This window comes from Methylobacterium organophilum (assembly GCF_022533465.1).
GTDB lineage: Bacteria > Pseudomonadota > Alphaproteobacteria > Rhizobiales > Beijerinckiaceae > Methylobacterium > Methylobacterium organophilum.
Genome location: NZ_CP092848.1, coordinates 2,260,989 through 2,277,502 on the forward strand (window position 1 = coordinate 2,260,989; position 16,514 = coordinate 2,277,502).

A 16,514-nucleotide genomic window follows, 5' to 3' on the forward strand; every position below is an offset into this window, starting at 1 on the left:
GATCCGGATCAGATCCGGTCGGGCATCCGGTCGTCGCTGGCGAGGTTCGAGAAGCGGGTGATGTTGGCGTCGAACTGCAGCTCGACCGTGCCGGTGGGGCCGTGACGCTGCTTGCCGAGGATGACCTCGGCCTTGCCGTGGACGCGGTTCATCTCCGCCTCCCAGGCGAAGAACTCTTCCGTGCCCTCGCGGGGCTTCTTGTTGTTGACGTAGTATTCCTCGCGGAACACGAACATCACCACGTCGGCGTCCTGCTCGATCGAGCCGGATTCGCGCAAGTCGGCGAGCTGCGGCCGCTTGTCGTCGCGGTTCTCCACCTGACGGGAGAGCTGCGAGAGCGCGATGATCGGCACGTTCAGCTCCTTGGCGAGCGCCTTCATGCCGGTGGTGATCTCGGTCATCTCCTGCACGCGGTTGTCGCCCTTCTTGGCCGAGCCCGAGAGCAGCTGAAGATAGTCGACGATGAGCAGGTCGAGCCCCTTCTGCCGCTTCAGGCGGCGGGCGCGGGCGGCGAGCTGGGCGATGGAGATGCCGCCGGTCTGGTCGATGTAGAACGGGATCGACTGCATCTCCCGGGCGGCGTCGGTGATCTTGTAGAAGTCCTCGGGCCGGATGTCGCCGCGGCGGATCTTGTAGGAGGGCACGCCGGATTGCTCGGCGATGATACGGGTGGCGAGCTGCTCGGCCGACATTTCGAGGGAGAAGAAGCCGACGATGCCGCCATTCACGGTCTCGATCACGCCGTCGGGCCGCTTCTCGCCGCGATAGGCCTTGGCGATGTTGAAGGCGATGTTGGTCACGAGCGAGGTCTTGCCCATGGCCGGGCGCCCCGCGAGGATGATCAGGTCGGAGGGCTGCAGGCCGCCCATCTTGGCGTCGAGGTCGGTCAGCCCCGTGGCGATGCCGGAGAGCTTGCCGTCGCGCTGATAGGCCTTGGCCGCCATGTCGACGGCCGCAGTGAGCGCGTCGGAGAACTTCTGGAAGCCGCCGTCGTATTTGCCGGCCTCGGCCAGCTCGTAGAGCCGGCGCTCGGTCGCCTCGATCTGGTCGCGGGGCGCGGCCTCCACCGGCGCCTCGTAGGCGCCGTTCACGAGGTCCTCGCCGATGGTGATCAGCCGGCGGCGGATCGCGAGGTCGTAGATGGTGCGGCCGTATTCGGCGGCGTTGATGACGGTGGTCGCCTCCGCCGCGAGGCGGGCGAGGTACTGCATCGGCGTCATGCCGCCGAGATCGGCGTCGCCGAGATAGGTCTTGAGGGTGATCGGGGTCGCGAGCTTGCCCGCCTTGATCAGGGAGACCGCGACCTCGAAGATCTTGCGGTGCACCTCCTCCATGAAGTGCTCGGGCAGGAGGAAGTCCGACACCCGGTAATAGGCGTCGTTGTTGACCATGATCGCGCCGAGCAGGGCCTGCTCCGCGTCCATATTGTGGGGCGGGACGCGGTACTCGGCCTGGACCGCTTCGAGCTTCGCCGTCAGGGCGTTGGGCAAGGCCATGGCGCGCTCTCGATCTCCATTCCCGGCGGCCCGACGGGGCCGCGCTCCGTATCTCTGCCCGACCATGCCGCGGCACGGTGAACCGATCCTTAGGGGCGGCGCGCCGGCCGCGCTGCACCCGCCGCGCCACACCCGCCGAAAGCCGAGCGCCCGCGGTTCCGAGGACCGGAATCGCGGGTGATATGCTGGAACGAATTGGGAACAAGTCAACGCCGGAAGCGCTTCGTCCCCGCTGTCCACGGGGTCCCGGAACGCTTCGCGCCGGCTCAACAGCCCTGCAGCGCGGCGAAATCGGACATCTCGAAGAGGGGGCGGATCTCGATCTCGCTCGGGCCGGGCATGGGATTGGGGCAGCGCCTCACCCAGTCCACGGCTTCCGCCATGTCCTTCACCTCCCAGAGCCAGAAGCCGGCCACCAGCTCCTTCGTCTGCGCGAAGGGGCCGTCGATGACCCTGCGCTCCGTGCCGTCGAAGGCGACCCGCTTGCCCCGGGAGGAGGGGTGAAGCCCGTCGGCCGCCCGGAGGATGCCCGCCTCCGCCAGCGCCTCGTTGAACCGGCCCATGGCCTCGAGGAGTTCGGCGGAGGGCATCTGCCCGGCCTCGCTCTCCGTGGTCGCCTTCACCAGAACCATCACCCGCATCGTCCGCTCCTTCGAAGGAGCGGGGCATCGTCGGCCCCGTCTCCTCGAAAGACGATGCGGCTGGTCCCGGGCCGACATCGGCCCGGGATCTTTTTTCAGTGGTTCTCCCCGGGGCGCTGCCGCCGCGGGAGAAAGCGGCTCAGCCGCGGTCGTCGGCGCCCTCGCCGGCATCGGCCAGCGCCTGGCCGACCTCGAGGCCGAGGTCGTCGAGGTTGAACTGCTCGCGCTCGGTGACGACCTCGCCGCGGGCTTGGCGCTCGGCCTCCTCGGCGCTGCGGGCGACGTTCACGGTCACGGTGACCTCGACCTCGGGGTGCAGGTGCACCGGCACGGTGTGCAGGCCGAGGGTCTTGATCGGCTGGTTGAGCACGAACTGGTCGCGGCTCACGGTGAAGCCTTCCTTGGTCACGATCTCGGCGAGGTCGCGGGCCGAGACGGAACCGTAGAGCACGCCGGTCTCGCCGGACTGGCGAACCAGGATGAAGCTCTGACCGTCGAGCTTCTCGGCGACGGCCTGGGCCTCGCTGCGGCGCTCCAGGTTGCGGGCCTCGAGCTGGGCGCGCTGGGCTTCGAAGTGCTTCTTGTTGGCCTCGGTGGCGCGCAGGGCCTTGCCGCGGGCGAGGAGGAAGTTGCGGGCGTAGCCCGGGCGGACCTTCACGGTCTCGCCCATCTGGCCGAGCTTGGCGACGCGCTCGAGGAGGATGACGTCCATGGTTCTGTGTCCTTTCGGTCGAGGTTTTCGGTGTTTGCAGGATCCGCCGGGTTCACCCGGCGGGAGGGGTCAGCGGCGCCCCGGCACGGGCTGCGGGCGCCGTCGCCCGAGCACCGTGTCGGCGATGCCGAAGAGGAAGAGGGCGACGAAGGCGACGCCCTGCGTCGCGAACAGCACCACGTAGAGGCCGATCAGCAGCGCCCCGCGCCCGGGCCGGCCGCGGCTGCGATCGTGGAAGGCGGCGAGCCCCTGGAGGGCGAAGGCGGCGCTGAAGGAGCCGACCAGCGCCACCCCGAGCACGCTCGGATAGCCCGGCACCAGGGTGAGGCCGAAGGCGGCCCCGAGCAGCGCCACCGCGGCCCGCGGCATCGCCGTGGCCGGGATGTCCGGCCAGGGCCGGGCGAGGCGGCCGGAGATCTGCACGATGCGCGCCGCCGCCCAGAGATAGAAGGTCAGGAGCACGGCGAGGCCCTGGGCGGCGAGCGCCGGGGCGACCGTGGCCAGGGCCTCGGCCACCTCGCTCTGCAGGTCCTCGGAGCCCTTGTCCTCGGGGGCGGCTTCCTGGGCCGGCGCGGGTTTGTCGCTGCCGGTCTCTGCTCCGGTCGGGGCGGGGGCGCCGGTGCGGGCCTGGGTCTGCACCTGCACGACGCGCTTCGACATCGCCCCGAGCTGGGCGCGGAAGGTCTCGTAGTTCGGCGAGGCGATCACCGCGATGGCGACGAAGGCCAGGGCCGCCGTGCCGGCGATCCAGGCGAGCAGGCGCCCGGTCGGGTACCATTCGAGGCTGCCGTCGGCGGAGGGCCGGCCGAGCATGGCGAGATAGGCGAGCCACCAGGCGGGGATCGCGAGATAGACCGCGAAGGCGAAGGCCAGATAGGGCGAGACGAAGGCGGCGAGCACCAGGCTGCCGGCGGCCACTGCCGCGAGGCCGGCCTTGTAGCTCCAGCCGAGGCCGACGATCAGGATCGGCAGCGGGGCCAGCAGGTAGAGGACGATCGCGAGCGGGGTCGCCTTCAGAAGCACCCCGAACAGGAGTGCCGAGACGAGGCCCGCGCCGACGCCGTATGCGATGTCCTTGTTCATCGAATTCCGCTGTCCCGCTGTCCCTCGTCGAGGGCAGGGTTAGGAGCGGCGGAGAGACATCCCCGGACCACCCCAGCGATCGGGCGGCCCGTTCCAGGGCTGCCCTCGGGAAAGGTGAACCGGCCCGCGCGAGACACGCGGGCCGGGAAGCCGAACGACCCTTAGCGGATCACGTAGGGCAGCAGGCCGAGGAAGCGGGCGCGCTTGATCGCCTGGGCGAGCTCACGCTGCTTCTTGGCCGAGACCGCGGTGATGCGGCTGGGAACGATCTTGCCGCGCTCCGACACGTAGCGGGAGAGCAGCTTCACGTCCTTGTAGTCGATCTTCGGGGCGTTGGCGCCCGAGAACGGGCAGGTCTTGCGCCGACGGAAGAACGGACGACGGCCACCGCCGCCACCAGCACCGAAAGCCATGATCAGTTCTCCCCGCCGAAGTTGCGCTCGCCGCCGCCGAAGCCGCCGAAGTCGTCGTCACGACGACGCGGACGGTCGCCGCGGTCGCGATCCTTGCGGTCGTCGCGGTCGCGCTTCTGCATCATCGCGGACGGCTCGGCCTCGAGCTGCTCGACGCGGATGGTCATGAAGCGCAGCACGTCCTCGGAGATCTGCATCTGGCGCTCCATCTCGGCGATCGCCGCCGGGGGAGCCGAGATGTTGAGGAGCGTGAAATGCGCCTTGCGGTTCTTCTTGATGCGGTAGGCCAGGGACTTGACGCCCCAGGGCTCGATCTTCTCGATCGTGCCGCCATTGGCTTCGATGACGCCCTTGTAGGTCTCGACCATGGTCTCGACCTGCTGGGACGTCACATCCTGGCGCGCCAGGAAGACGTGTTCGTAGAGAGGCATTGTCGGGCCTTGTCTAACGGTCAAAGGTAGCCCGGCCGCGCAGGGCGCGGAGAGTTCGGGCCGGTTCGTCTCGCATTTCGCTCGGCGCCAAGCCCTTCGAGCCCTTGATGATGGCCCGAGCGGTTGATCGAAGGCGGAGACACGGGACGACGGGATTAAGTCAGTACTGACTTACCCTGTGCCACAGGCGGCACCGTCCGTTCAGCCCCCGGCCGGAGCGAACGCGAAGGCGCGCCCATAACGGAGTTTTCGCGGGATGGCAACGAGGGGGCCGCGGTTTTCGGCTTCGTCGCTCGCAGAGGGGAGGGCTGCCGGCGAGGCGCCGTCAGGCCGCGACTTCTTCCGCCGTGCGCATCTCCGCCGCTTCGGCCAGGATCGCATAGGAGCGGAGGCGGGCGCCGTGATCGTGGATCGCGGAGGCGACCATCAGCTCGTCCGCGCCGGTCTCCGCGATAAGACGGTCGAGCCCCGCGCGCACGGTCTCCCGCGAGCCGACGATGGCGCGGGCGAGCATCCGGGAGGCCTGGGCCTTCTCGGCGGGGCTCCAGTAGGTCTCGATGTCGTCGATCGGCGGGCGCAGCAGGCCGCGGGTGCCGCGCACGAGGTTCGTGAATTGCTGCTGGGCCGAGGTGAAGAGCCGCCGCGCCTCCGCGTCCGTCTCCGCCGCCACGACGTTCACCCCGACCATGGCATAGGGCCGCTGGAGCTGCCCGGAGGGCTGAAAGCGGCTGCGATAGGCCTCGAGCGCCGGCAGCAGGGCGTCCGGGGCGAAATGCGAGGCGAAGGCGTAGGGCAGCCCGAGCATCGCCGCGAGCTGCGCCCCGAACAGGCTGGATCCGAGGATCCAGAGCGGCACCTCCGAGCCGGTGCCCGGCACCGCCTGGACTCGCTGGTTCGGCTGGAGCGGCCCGAGCAGCGCCTGCAATTCGACTACGTCCTGCGGGAAGCTGTCGGCGGCGTCCGGCGAGCGGCGCAGGGCCCGCAGGGTCAGGCCGTCCGTGCCCGGCGCCCGGCCGAGGCCGAGATCGATCCGGCCCGGATGCAGGGCCGCCAGGGTGCCGAACTGCTCGGCGATCACGAGCGGGGCGTGGTTGGGCAGCATGATCCCGCCCGCCCCGACCCGGATCGTTTTCGTGCCGGCGGCGACGTGGCCGATCACCACCGCCGTCGCCGCGCTGGCGATGCCGACCATGTTGTGGTGCTCGGCGAGCCAGAACCGGTTGTAGCCGAGGCGCTCGGCATGGCGCGCGAGATCGAGGCTGTTGGCGAGCGCATCGGCCGGGGTCGCGCCCTCGGGAATGAAGGCGAGATCCAGGATCGAGAGGCGGGGCATGGTGCGGATGTCCTGGCGATGGGCGGCCGGGCCGCCCGGGCGATGTCCCCTTCGCCTGCCAGATCGGAAGTGTTGCGCCCGCGCGCAAGCGGAGCGGGTTAAGACTGCCCGCCGCGTTCCGATGTGGGCCCGGCATGACTGGGCTGCGCGGGAGCCGGACGAAGCGCGCCCGCATTCCTTTCGAAGGCCCGCTCGTCTAGAGCAGGCCGCGCAATCCTCGGAGACCCGGCCCCGTGTCCGCCTCGTCCCTTCGTCTCGGCGTCAACATCGATCACGTGGCCACCGTGCGGAACGCCCGCGGCGGCGCCTATCCCGATCCGGTGCGCGCCGCGCACGAGGCGGTGGCGGCGGGGGCGGACGGCATCACCGCGCATCTGCGCGAGGACCGCCGGCATATCCGAGACACCGACATCGCCGCCCTGCGCCAGCTCTCCGTGCCCCTCAACCTGGAGATGGCGGCCACCGACGAGATGGTCGGCATCGCGCTCGCCACGAGGCCGCATGCCGCCTGCCTCGTCCCGGAGAAGCGCGAGGAGCGCACCACCGAGGGGGGCCTCGACATCGTCGGCGGCCGGGATCACCTCGCGCCCCGCATCGCGGCCCTTTCCGAGGCGGGCATCCGCGTCTCCCTCTTCGTCGAGCCGGACGAGGCGGTGATGGATGCGGCCCGGGCCCTCGCCGCGCCGGTGGTGGAGCTCCATACCGGCCGCTATTGCGAGGCGGCGATCGAGGGTGATGCCCTGCGCCTGCGCGCCGAGCTCGACCGGATCCTGCGGGCGGCCCGCTACGGCACGCAGATCGGCCTCGAGGTGCATGCCGGGCACGGTCTCACCCTCGACAGCGTCGGCCCGGTGGCGGCGATCCCCGAGCTGAAGGAGCTCAATATCGGCCACGCGCTGATCGCCGAGGCGATCTTCGTCGGTCTGCGCCAGGCGGTGCGGGACATGCGCGCGGCGATGGACCGGGCCCGGGAGAACGCCGCGGGGCTCGCATGATCGTCGGCATCGGTTCCGATCTCTGCGACATCCGCCGGATCGAGGCCTCGCTGGAGCGCTTCGGCGACCGTTTCACCCACCGCGTCTTCACCGATGCCGAGCGGGCCAAATGCGACGCCCGGGCGGCCCGCGCCCCGTCCTACGCCCGGCGCTTCGCGGCCAAGGAGGCCTGCGCCAAGGCGCTCGGCACCGGCATGGCGCTCGGGGTGTTCTGGCGCGACATGGAGGTGGTGAACCTGCCCGGCGGCGCGCCGACGCTGCGACTCACCGGCGGCGCCCAGGCGCGCCTCGAGGCCCTGGTGCCGGCCGGGCACGTGGCCAGGCTGCACATCTCCCTCACCGACGACCCGCCCCTGGCGCAAGCCTTCGTGATCATCGAAGCGGTGCCGGGAGAGCCCTGAGCAGGCTAAGAAGGCGCCTCGCCGGGCCGCGGGCCGGCCCGGTGCGAAAGGGCACTGCGCTCAAGGCTTGCGTTGCGGGGGGCGTAAGCTTGGTCTAGACCGCCGCCACTCCCGCGGGCGAGACGCGCCCGCATCCCACGCGGCTGCCTTGCGGGCCGATCCGGCCCGGACGCCGCGGAGACGACTGAGACTGATGGAAACCGCGCGCGTGGATCACGAGACCAAGCCGGCCCTCCGGTCCTCCGACACCGGCACCTGGGCGAGCATCCGCGAGACCGTGAAGGTCGGCGTTCAGGCCCTCCTGATCGCGCTGGTGGTGCGCACGCTGCTGTTCCAGCCCTTCAACATCCCCTCGGGCTCGCTGATCCCGACGCTCCTGATCGGCGACTACCTGTTCGTCTCGAAATATTCCTACGGCTACTCGAAATACTCCCTGCCGCTGGGCGAGTACCTGCCGATCGGCGGCCAGGGCCGGATCTGGGGCGCCGAGCCCAAGCGCGGCGACATCGCCGTGTTCAAGCTGCCCAAGGACAACTCGACCGATTACATCAAGCGCGTGATCGGCCTGCCCGGCGACAAGATCCAGGTGATCGAGGGCGTGCTCAACATCAACGGCAAACCGGTCAAGCGCGAGCGCATCGCCGATTACGAGACCTTCGACGCCTTCGGGCAGTCGACCAAGGTGCCCCAGTACCAGGAGACGCTGCCCGGCGGCGTCGTGCACCGCACGATCGAGCGCGACGGCGACCACGGTTTCTGGGACAACACCGAGCTCTACACGGTGCCCCCGGGCCACTTCTTCATGATGGGCGACAACCGCGACAATTCCACGGATTCGCGGGACCTCGCCAGCGTCGGCTACGTTCCCTTCGAGAACCTCGTCGGCCGGGCGGAGATGATCTTCTTCTCGATCGACGAGGGAACGCCCGCCTGGCAGATCTGGCGCTGGCCGGCGGATGTCCGTTGGGGCCGCCTGTTCTCGACGATCCACTGATTTGAGCGACGCACCCGCACCCGGAGACGGCGGAGCCCCGCGCCCCTCGAGCCGCGCCCGCCGCGCCCAGCGCCCCCGGCCTTCCCTGCAGGAGCTGGAGGCGCGCATCGGCCACGACTTCGCCGATCCGGACCTGCTCCGGCTCGCCCTGACCCATGTCAGCAAGGCGGGGAATTCGGGCCGCACCGGCAGCTATCAGAGGCTGGAATTCCTCGGCGACCGTGTGCTCGGCCTCGCCGTGGCGGAACTGCTCTACGCCGCCTTCCCCGAGGCCGACGAGGGCGAGCTGTCGCGCCGCCTCGCCGGCCTCGTGCGCCGGGAGACCTGCGCGGCGGTCTCGACGCAGTGGCAGGTCGGCCCGCATCTTGAGCTCGGCATCGGCGAGGTGCAGGGCGGGGGGCGGCGCAACCAGACCATCCTCGCCGATGCCTGCGAGTCGATCCTCGGCGCGGTCTATCTCGATGCCGGCTTCGACAAGGCCAAGGCGATCGTGCGCGAGGCCTTCCGGCCGGAGCAGGAGACGGCGGCGCCCCGCGGGCGCGACGCCAAGTCGGCTCTTCAGGAATGGGCGATGGCCCGTTCCCTGCCGATCCCGGTCTACGAGGTGGTGGAGCGCTCCGGCCCGGATCATGCTCCGGTCTTCCGAATCGCCGTCCGGGTGAAGGGCATCGAGCCCGGTTTCGGCACGGGCTCCTCGAAGCGCGTCGCCGAGCAGGAGGCTGCCCAGTCCGTGCTGGCACGGGAGGGGATCGGCGCAACCCAGGACGGGAACAGCGATGGCTGAAGACGAAGACCACGGACACGAAGCCGCGCCGGAAAGCCTGCTGCCGCAGATCCCGGCCGATGCGAAGGCCGGCTTCGTCGCCCTGATCGGCGTGCCGAACGCCGGCAAGTCGACGCTGCTCAACGCCCTGGTCGGCACCAAGGTCTCGATCGTTTCCCGTAAGGTGCAGACGACCCGGGCGCTGGTGCGCGGCATCGTGATGGAGGGCTCGGCGCAGATCGTCCTCGTCGACACGCCCGGCATCTTCGCGCCCAAGCGCCGGCTCGACCGGGCCATGGTGCAATCGGCCTGGGGCGGCGCCGCGGATGCGGATGCGATCTGCCTGCTGATCGACGCGCGCAAGGGCGTGGACGAGGAGGTGGAGCGGCTGCTCGGGCGCATCCCGGACGTGAAGCGCCCGAAGCTCCTCGTGCTCAACAAGATCGACCTGATCCCCCGCGAGAAGCTGCTCGGCCTCGCCAAGACCCTGAACGAGCGCATCTCCTTCACCGAGACCTTCATGATCTCGGCGCTCAACGGCGACGGCATCGAGGCGCTGCGCAAGTCGCTCGCCGCGATGATGCCCGCGGGTCCCTGGCTCTACCCGGAGGACCAGGTCTCGGACGCGCCCCTGCGCATGCTCGCCGCCGAGATCACCCGCGAGAAGATCTACGACCGCCTGCACGAGGAGCTGCCCTACCGCTCCACCGTCGAGACCGACCAGTGGCAGGTGAAGCAGGACGGCTCGGTGCGCATCGAGCAGACCATCTTCGTCGAGCGCGAGAGCCAGCGCTCCATCGTGCTCGGCAAGAACGGCCAGACCATCAAGGCGATCGGCCAGGCCGCCCGGCTGGAGATCGCCGAGGCCGCCGAGGCCAAGGTGCACCTGTTCCTGCATGTGAAGGTGCGCGAGAACTGGGCCGACGATCCCGCCCGCTACCGGGAGATGGGGCTGGAGTTCCCCCGCAACTGACAGGGGCTTTCTCTCGGCGGCGCGGCCATGTTTCGGTTGCGCCGCAGCATGAACCTGTTACACGCCGACCCATGACGCAGGATCGAGCCCCCCGCCAGAGCCGGCCCACGCCGCCGTAGCCGCGCGCTCTCCGTCGTCCTTTTCCCTTATTCCCTCATCTGTCCGCGCCGCTGCCGCGCGGGCTCATGCCTCCTGTCGGCGCCGCGTGGCGCGCGGGAGCACGAAAGCGCTGCCTCCATGAATCTCGTCCGTCTGCGGAGCGAATGGGCTCCGAACGTCACCCGTGAGCTGCTCGCCGGAACGGTGGTCGCCCTGGCGCTGATCCCGGAGGCGATCGCCTTCTCGATCATCGCCGGCGTCGACCCGAAGGTCGGGCTCTATGCCTCGTTCTGCATCGCCGTCGTCAGCGCCTTCGCCGGCGGGCGCCCGGCCATGATCTCGGCGGCGACCGGAGCGACGGCGCTCCTGATGACCGGCCTCGTGAAGGAGCACGGCGTCGCCTACCTCTACGCGGCGACCATCCTCACCGGCCTCCTGCAGCTCGCCGCGAGCGCGGCCCGGCTCGGCAACCTGATGCGCTTCGTCTCGCGCTCGGTCGTGACCGGCTTCGTCAACGCCCTGGCGATCCTGATCTTCCTCGCCCAGATGCCGGAGCTGATCGGCCAGGGCACGATCGTCTACGCGATGACGGCGGCCGGCCTCGTGGTGATCTACGGGCTTCCCTACCTGACCAGGGCCATCCCCTCGCCCCTGGTGACGATCGTGCTGTTCTCGGCGGTGGCGATGGCCCTCGACCTGCCGATCCATCGGGTCGGGGACATGGGCGCGCTGCCGAGCGAGCTGCCCTGGTTCGCCCTGCCGCAGGTGCCCTTCACCCTGGAGACCCTGCGCATCATCCTGCCGACATCGGCCACCATCGCCATGGTCGGGCTGCTGGAGAGCCTGATGACGGCGGCGATCATCGATGAGATGACCGACACCACCTCCGACAAGAACCGCGAATGCGCTGGCCAGGGCGCGGCCAACATCGCCTCCGGCTTCCTCGGCGGCATGGCCGGCTGCGCGATGATCGGCCAGTCGGTGATCAACGTCTCCTCCGGCGGCCGCGGACGGCTCTCGACCCTCTGGGCCGGCGCCTTTCTGCTGTTCCTGATCGTGGTACTGGGGCCCTACGTGGCGCAGATCCCCATGGCCGCGCTCGTCGCCGTGATGATCATGGTCTCGATCAACACCTTCCAGTGGAGGTCGCTGCGGACGCTCCTCACGCATCCGCGCTCGTCGAGCGTCGTCATGCTCGGCACCGTCGCGGTGGTGGTGGCGACCCACGACCTCGCCCGGGGCGTGCTGTTCGGCGTGGCGCTGAGCGGGCTGTTCTTCGCCCACAAGGTGACGCGCCTCTTCGGCGTCACCTCCACGCGCGCGGGGCGGGCTCGCACCTACCGGGTCAGCGGCCAGATCTTCTTCGCGACGGCGGAGGCCTTCCATGCGGCCTTCGATGTCCGGGAAACCGATCTCGACCGTATCGTGATCGATCTCTCGGCCGCGCATTTCTGGGACATCACCAGCGTGAACGCCCTCGACCGGGTGGTGCTGAAGTTCCGCCATCACGGCGTCGCGGTGGAGGTCGTCGGCATGAACGCGGCCACCGCCATCATGGTCGAGCGGCTCGGCAGCTACGACAAGCCGGGCGCGGCCCTGGACGCGGCCGGCCACTGAGGGCCGGCCGAGGCCGGGGCGGCCCACGAAAAGCCGTCCCGGACGCCGCCGAATCCGGCTATACGAGAGTTATCCCCGGTCGATTCGTCCGTTTGCGACCTGAGGCACCGCTTCGCGCGTGACCTCCGGCCACGACGTGCGTTCCCGGACCGAAGCGTTTGAAGTCCGAATTCCAGAAAAGATGCAGCACGTCGTCTACGGCCTCCCCCCGGCCGGCCTCGTGGAGGTCGCCTCCGGCGCGGCGCAGGTCTCGCCCTTCTTTCCCGGCTCCCCGCGCCTGGAGGATGTGAGCCCCGGCAGCCTCGACGGCGCCGTGGTGCTCGCCCCCGCCGGCACGATCGAGCGGCGCTACACCCTCGCACTGGCGCTGCGCGGGCTCGCCCCGGGCGGGCGCTGCGTGGCGCTGGCGCCCAAGGATCGGGGCGGGGCGCGCCTCGCCAAGGAGCTCGCCGCCTTCGGGGCCGTGATCGCCGAGGAGGCGCGCCGCCATCACCGGATCTGCCTCCTGTCCCGGCCGGAACGGCCGGAGGGGCTTGAGGAAGCCATCGCCGAGGGGGCGCCGCGCCACATCGACAACATGGCTCTGTGCACCCAGCCGGGCATCTTCTCCTGGGACCGTCTCGATCCCGGCTCGGCCCTGCTGATCGAGACCCTGCCGATGCTGTCCGGCCGCGGCGCCGATTTCGGCTGCGGCCTCGGCATCCTGTCCATGGCCGTGCTGCGCTCGCCCGCGGTGACCCAGCTCGCGATGATCGACATCGACCGGCGCGCCGTCGCCATGGCCGAGCGCAACGTGGGGGACGCCCGCGCGCGCTTCCGCTGGGCCGACCTGCGCCAGCCGGACGAGGCCCTGTCGCGTCTCGACTTCGTGGTGATGAATCCGCCCTTCCATGACGGGGGCGCCGAGGACCGCAGCCTGGGTCAGGCCTTCATCGCCCGGGCGGCCCAGGTCCTGCGCCCCGGCGGCAGCCTCTGGCTCACCGCCAACACCCATCTGCCCTACGAGGCCACCCTGCGGGAGCATTTCCGCGAGGTGACGCAGAGGGCCGCGGGCGACGGCTACAAGGTGATCGAGGCGCGCAAGGCCACGGGTTCCGGCAAGGCCTTCGGCAAGAGGAACGGATGAGCAAGTCCGTCCGTCTCGACAAGCTCCTCGCCAATCTCGGCTACGGCTCCCGCCGGGAGATCCAGGCTTTGGCCTGGGGTGGTCGCATCACCCTCGACGGCGCGGCGTTGAACGATGCCGGCGGCCGTATCGCCCTCGAGGCCGACCTGCCCGAGCGGATGAGGATCGACGGCGCCCCACTCGATCCCCTGCCCGGTTTCTGCCTGATGCTGCACAAGCCGCTGGGCGTGACCTGCTCGCACAAGGAGGCGGGGCCGCTCGTCTACGGCTTGCTGCCCGAGCGCTGGCGCCGGCGCGACCCCGCACTTTCGACGGTGGGACGCCTCGACAAGGAGACCTCCGGCCTGCTCCTGCTCACCGATGACGGGGCGCTGCTGCACCGGATCATCTCGCCCAAGGCCAAGGTCGCCAAGCGCTACCAGGTGACGCTCGACCGGCCGCTCCGGGGCGACGAGGCGGCGGTCCTGGCCTCCGGGACGCTGATGCTGGAGGGCGAAGACAAGCCCCTGCTGCCGGTCGGCTTCGAGGGCCAGGACGCGACCCATTGTGCCGTGACCCTGCACGAGGGGCGCTACCATCAGGTCCGCCGCATGTTCGCGGCGTTGGGTAATCACGTCACGGCGCTCCACCGCGACCGGGTCGGCGGCCTCGACCTGCCGGCCGATCTGCCGGCGGGAGAATGCCGCGTGATGGGGCCCGCCGAGATCGCCGCCGTCTTCGCCCCATCTGCGTGATTGCCTGGCGGGGCGATTGCGGCCCATAAGCGCCGATGGCTTCCATCGATCAGACCGCCGCCGTCCTGCACGGCTTCATCGCGCGCGCCGAGCGCGACGATTTCGCCGCGGTGCAGGGCGCCGTCCTCGAACACGCCCTGGCCGAGCCGGATCCGCGGGCGCGCCCGGCCGCCCTGGACGCGCTGCTCGCCCGGCTTTCGGACGGCATCCGGCCGGACACCTTCTCGCCCCTGCAGCAGGCCTTCTACGTCGCGGTGCTCGCCATGATCGAGCGGACCCGGGACGAGGTCGGCCGCGTCGCGGGCTGAGCCTGGAGGAGGGGCTTGGCTTGCGCCGCGTCCCCGCTTCTGCTAACGCCCCCGCCCATCCCACACGCGGAGCCGGCCTCATGCATGAATGAGGCGTTTCCGGTGGCCGGCCTCAGGTCGGTCGCTTCCTCCGCGGCGGTACCAACCGGAGAGAACAAAGAATCATGGCCGTCGATTTCACCATGCGCCAGCTCCTCGAGTCGGGCGCGCATTTCGGGCATCAGGCCCACCGCTGGAACCCGAAGATGGCTTCGTACATCTTCGGCACCCGCAACAATATCCACATCATCGACCTCGCCCAGACCGTGCCGGCGATGCACTCCGCCCTGCAGGCGGTGAGCGACACCGTGGCCCGTGGCGGCCGCGTGCTGTTCGTCGGCACCAAGCGCCAGGCGGCGGATGCCATCGCCGAGGCGGCCAAGCGCTCCGCCCAGTACTACGTCAATTCCCGCTGGCTCGGCGGCATGCTGACCAACTGGAAGACCATCTCGGGCTCGATCCAGCGCCTGCGCAAGGTCGACGAGACCCTCGATGGCGGCGCCGTCGGCCTCACCAAGAAGGAGCGCCTGATGCTCTCCCGTGAGAAGGAGAAGCTCGAGAAGGCGCTCGGCGGCATCAAGGATATGGGCGGCGTGCCCGACCTGCTGTTCGTGATCGACACCAACAAGGAGCAGCTGGCGATCAAGGAGGCGAACCGCCTCGGCATCCCGGTCGCGGCCATCGTCGACTCGAACTGCAACCCCGACGGCATCACCTACGTCGTCCCCGCCAACGACGACGCCGGCCGCGCCATTGCGCTGTACTGCGATCTGGTCGCCCGCGCGGCGATCGAGGGCATCGGCCGCGGCCAGGGCGCGCTCGGCATCGATGTCGGCGCCTCCGAGGAGCCGACCGCCGAGGAGCTGCCGGCCAATGACGACGCCGTTGCCTCCATCGAGTCCGGCTCGATCAACCCGGCCGACGTCGCGGCGCTCGCCGAGTCGACCGAGCATTTCGAGCTCCTCGCCGCCCCGCGCGGCGCCCCCGACGACCTGACCAAGCTCACCGGCGTCGGCCCGCAGCTCGTGCAGAAGCTCAACGATGCCGGCGTGTGGCACTACTGGCAGATCGCTGCCATGCAGCCCGACGACGTCGCCAAGCTCGACGCCGATCTGAAGCTCAACGGCCGCATCGGCCGCGACGGCTGGATCGAGCAGTCCCGCGCCTTCGTCGAGGCCGCTGCGGCCTGATCGGCGACGGCACCGGCTCTCGGGCCCGGTGCCGCGGCGCGCGTCATCTCTCTGCAAAGCCCGGCGCTTTAAGCGAGCGCCGGGCTCACTCACTTCAAGACACCGCTGAATCGAAAGAGGATCGCCATGGCCAACATCACCGCCGCCCTCGTGAAGGAGCTGCGCGAGAAGACCGGCGCCGGCATGATGGATTGCAAGGGCGCGCTCAACGAGACCGACGGCGACCTCGAGGCGGCGATCGACTGGCTGCGCAAGAAGGGTCTCGCCAAGGCTGCCAAGAAGGCCGGCCGTGTCGCCGCCGAGGGTCTCGTCGCCGTCGAGTCCGCCGGCCGCCACGCCGCGATCCTCGAGGTGAACTCCGAGACCGACTTCGTTGCCCGCAACGACAGCTTCCAGGCCTTCGCCCGCGAGGCCGCCAAGTTCGCGCTGAACACCGACGGCACCCTGGAGAGCCTGGAGGCCGCGACCTTCCCCGGCTCCTCCACGACCGTGAAGGACACGCTCTCGAACCTGATCGCCACGATCGGCGAGAACATGACCCTGCGCCGCGTCGCCAAGCTCGAGGTTGGCCAGGGCGTGATCGCCTCCTACGTGCACAACCAGATCAGCGAGGGTCTCGGCAAGATCGGCGTGCTCGTCGCGCTCGAATCGACCGGTGACGTCGAGTTCCTGTCGACCCTCGGCCGCCAGATCGCCATGCACGTCGCCGCGACCAACCCGGTGGCCCTCGACGCCTCCGGCGTCGACACCGCGACCGTCGAGCGCGAGAGCAACATCCTGCGCGAGAAGAACGCCGGCAAGCCGGACCATGTCCTCGCCAAGATCATCGAGAGCGGCCTGAAGAGCTACTACAAGGAGGTCACCCTCCTGGAGCAGCCCTTCGTGCATGACGGCTCCAAGACCATCACCCAGGTCCTGAAGGAGGCCGAGGGCAAGGCCGGCGCCCCGGTCGCGATCAAGGGCTTCGTGCGTTACGCCCTCGGCGAGGGCATCGAGAAGGAAGAGGGCCCGGACTTCGCGGCCGAGGTCGCGAGCATGTCGCGCTGAGCGCGATCCACGCTTTCCTCCATGTTGAAAAGGGGCGGCGGCAGCGATGCCGTCGCCCCTCGACGTTCTGGTACGGGCCTTGATAGAAGCCGCGGGACTTCGCGTTCCCCCCAGCGTAT

18 protein-coding genes are annotated in these 16,514 nt (G+C 70.0%); 11 read left to right on the top strand and 7 right to left on the bottom strand.

Annotated features, from left to right (window positions below; all coding sequences use genetic code 11):
* Window positions 1–8 precede the first annotated feature (8 nt).
* From MMB17_RS10435 to MMB17_RS10465, 7 genes are all read right to left on the bottom strand, one after another.
* Entirely contained in the window at window positions 9–1,496 is a 1,488-nt protein-coding gene (locus tag MMB17_RS10435; protein WP_238310396.1) for a replicative DNA helicase, read from the bottom strand.
* Window positions 1,497–1,762: 266 nt separating this feature from the next.
* Window positions 1,763–2,137 (bottom strand): YciI family protein, encoded by a 375-nt coding sequence (locus MMB17_RS10440; protein ID WP_238310392.1) that lies wholly within the window; start codon window positions 2,135–2,137, stop codon window positions 1,763–1,765.
* A gap of 139 nt (window positions 2,138–2,276) precedes the next feature.
* Window positions 2,277–2,849 carry a 50S ribosomal protein L9 gene (gene rplI, locus MMB17_RS10445; RefSeq protein WP_238310390.1) on the bottom strand — a complete coding sequence of 191 codons (573 nt, stop codon included), beginning with the start codon at window positions 2,847–2,849 and terminating at the stop codon, window positions 2,277–2,279.
* A gap of 69 nt (window positions 2,850–2,918) precedes the next feature.
* Window positions 2,919–3,932 carry a DUF2232 domain-containing protein gene (locus MMB17_RS10450; RefSeq protein WP_241101879.1) on the bottom strand — a complete coding sequence of 338 codons (1,014 nt, stop codon included), beginning with the start codon at window positions 3,930–3,932 and terminating at the stop codon, window positions 2,919–2,921.
* A gap of 161 nt (window positions 3,933–4,093) precedes the next feature.
* Complete coding sequence (gene rpsR, locus MMB17_RS10455) at window positions 4,094–4,345, bottom strand: 30S ribosomal protein S18 (RefSeq protein WP_238310387.1); 252 nt, start codon at window positions 4,343–4,345, stop codon at window positions 4,094–4,096.
* A gap of 2 nt (window positions 4,346–4,347) precedes the next feature.
* On the bottom strand, window positions 4,348–4,776 hold the full coding sequence (gene rpsF / locus MMB17_RS10460) for a 30S ribosomal protein S6 (RefSeq protein WP_238310386.1): 429 nt from the start codon (window positions 4,774–4,776) through the stop codon (window positions 4,348–4,350).
* A gap of 325 nt (window positions 4,777–5,101) precedes the next feature.
* Entirely contained in the window at window positions 5,102–6,109 is a 1,008-nt protein-coding gene (locus MMB17_RS10465) for an LLM class flavin-dependent oxidoreductase (RefSeq protein ID WP_241101880.1), read from the bottom strand.
* A gap of 233 nt (window positions 6,110–6,342) precedes the next feature.
* On the opposite strand from MMB17_RS10465, the gene MMB17_RS10470 reads away from it, so the two are divergent.
* From MMB17_RS10470 to tsf, 11 genes are all read left to right on the top strand, one after another.
* Window positions 6,343–7,104 (top strand): pyridoxine 5'-phosphate synthase, encoded by a 762-nt coding sequence (locus MMB17_RS10470; protein WP_238310382.1) that lies wholly within the window; start codon window positions 6,343–6,345, stop codon window positions 7,102–7,104.
* A complete protein-coding gene (acpS, locus tag MMB17_RS10475; RefSeq protein WP_241101881.1) occupies window positions 7,101–7,505 on the top strand; it encodes a holo-ACP synthase in 405 nt (134 codons plus the stop codon). The genes MMB17_RS10470 and acpS overlap by 4 nt, the downstream gene beginning before the upstream one ends.
* A 193-nt stretch (window positions 7,506–7,698) precedes the next feature.
* Window positions 7,699–8,499 (top strand): signal peptidase I, encoded by an 801-nt coding sequence (lepB, locus tag MMB17_RS10480; RefSeq protein WP_238310380.1) that lies wholly within the window; start codon window positions 7,699–7,701, stop codon window positions 8,497–8,499.
* Between the two features lies 1 nt (window position 8,500).
* Complete coding sequence (gene rnc / locus MMB17_RS10485) at window positions 8,501–9,283, top strand: ribonuclease III (RefSeq protein WP_241101882.1); 783 nt, start codon at window positions 8,501–8,503, stop codon at window positions 9,281–9,283.
* Window positions 9,276–10,235 carry a GTPase Era gene (gene era / locus MMB17_RS10490; protein ID WP_241101883.1) on the top strand — a complete coding sequence of 320 codons (960 nt, stop codon included), beginning with the start codon at window positions 9,276–9,278 and terminating at the stop codon, window positions 10,233–10,235. Before rnc ends, era begins: the two co-directional genes overlap by 8 nt.
* A gap of 237 nt (window positions 10,236–10,472) precedes the next feature.
* Window positions 10,473–11,951, top strand: a complete 1,479-nt coding sequence (locus MMB17_RS10495) for a SulP family inorganic anion transporter (RefSeq protein WP_241101884.1) — start codon at window positions 10,473–10,475, stop codon at window positions 11,949–11,951.
* A 181-nt stretch (window positions 11,952–12,132) separates the two neighbouring features.
* Window positions 12,133–13,077, top strand: a complete 945-nt coding sequence (locus MMB17_RS10500) for a class I SAM-dependent methyltransferase (protein ID WP_241101885.1) — start codon at window positions 12,133–12,135, stop codon at window positions 13,075–13,077.
* Window positions 13,074–13,811, top strand: coding sequence for a pseudouridine synthase (locus tag MMB17_RS10505; protein ID WP_241101886.1), 738 nt, complete (start codon window positions 13,074–13,076; stop codon window positions 13,809–13,811). The genes MMB17_RS10500 and MMB17_RS10505 overlap by 4 nt, the downstream gene beginning before the upstream one ends.
* 35 nt (window positions 13,812–13,846) lie before the next feature.
* Window positions 13,847–14,119 (top strand): hypothetical protein, encoded by a 273-nt coding sequence (locus MMB17_RS10510; protein WP_241101887.1) that lies wholly within the window; start codon window positions 13,847–13,849, stop codon window positions 14,117–14,119.
* A gap of 164 nt (window positions 14,120–14,283) precedes the next feature.
* A complete protein-coding gene (locus MMB17_RS10515; RefSeq protein ID WP_238310372.1) occupies window positions 14,284–15,348 on the top strand; it encodes a 30S ribosomal protein S2 in 1,065 nt (354 codons plus the stop codon).
* Window positions 15,349–15,474: 126 nt separating this feature from the next.
* Complete coding sequence (gene tsf / locus MMB17_RS10520) at window positions 15,475–16,395, top strand: translation elongation factor Ts (protein ID WP_241101888.1); 921 nt, start codon at window positions 15,475–15,477, stop codon at window positions 16,393–16,395.
* Window positions 16,396–16,514: the final 119 nt, after the last annotated feature.

Bases quoted from the DNA above. Each gene is read 5' to 3' on its own strand.
- era (WP_241101883.1), top strand. From the start codon at position 9,276: ATGGCTGAAGACGAAGACCACGGACACGAAGCCGCGCCGGAAAGCCTG.
- MMB17_RS10495 (WP_241101884.1), top strand. From the start codon at position 10,473: ATGAATCTCGTCCGTCTGCGGAGCGAATGGGCTCCGAACGTCACCCGT.
- MMB17_RS10510 (WP_241101887.1), top strand. From the start codon at position 13,847: ATGGCTTCCATCGATCAGACCGCCGCCGTCCTGCACGGCTTCATCGCG.
- lepB (WP_238310380.1), top strand. From the start codon at position 7,699: ATGGAAACCGCGCGCGTGGATCACGAGACCAAGCCGGCCCTCCGGTCC.
- MMB17_RS10500 (WP_241101885.1), top strand. From the start codon at position 12,133: ATGCAGCACGTCGTCTACGGCCTCCCCCCGGCCGGCCTCGTGGAGGTC.
- MMB17_RS10440 (WP_238310392.1), bottom strand. From the start codon at position 2,137: ATGCGGGTGATGGTTCTGGTGAAGGCGACCACGGAGAGCGAGGCCGGG.
- MMB17_RS10505 (WP_241101886.1), top strand. From the start codon at position 13,074: ATGAGCAAGTCCGTCCGTCTCGACAAGCTCCTCGCCAATCTCGGCTAC.
- rpsR (WP_238310387.1), bottom strand. From the start codon at position 4,345: ATGGCTTTCGGTGCTGGTGGCGGCGGTGGCCGTCGTCCGTTCTTCCGT.
- tsf (WP_241101888.1), top strand. From the start codon at position 15,475: ATGGCCAACATCACCGCCGCCCTCGTGAAGGAGCTGCGCGAGAAGACC.
- MMB17_RS10450 (WP_241101879.1), bottom strand. From the start codon at position 3,932: ATGAACAAGGACATCGCATACGGCGTCGGCGCGGGCCTCGTCTCGGCA.
- rplI (WP_238310390.1), bottom strand. From the start codon at position 2,849: ATGGACGTCATCCTCCTCGAGCGCGTCGCCAAGCTCGGCCAGATGGGC.
- rpsF (WP_238310386.1), bottom strand. From the start codon at position 4,776: ATGCCTCTCTACGAACACGTCTTCCTGGCGCGCCAGGATGTGACGTCC.
- MMB17_RS10515 (WP_238310372.1), top strand. From the start codon at position 14,284: ATGGCCGTCGATTTCACCATGCGCCAGCTCCTCGAGTCGGGCGCGCAT.
- acpS (WP_241101881.1), top strand. From the start codon at position 7,101: ATGATCGTCGGCATCGGTTCCGATCTCTGCGACATCCGCCGGATCGAG.
- MMB17_RS10435 (WP_238310396.1), bottom strand. From the start codon at position 1,496: ATGGCCTTGCCCAACGCCCTGACGGCGAAGCTCGAAGCGGTCCAGGCC.
- MMB17_RS10465 (WP_241101880.1), bottom strand. From the start codon at position 6,109: ATGCCCCGCCTCTCGATCCTGGATCTCGCCTTCATTCCCGAGGGCGCG.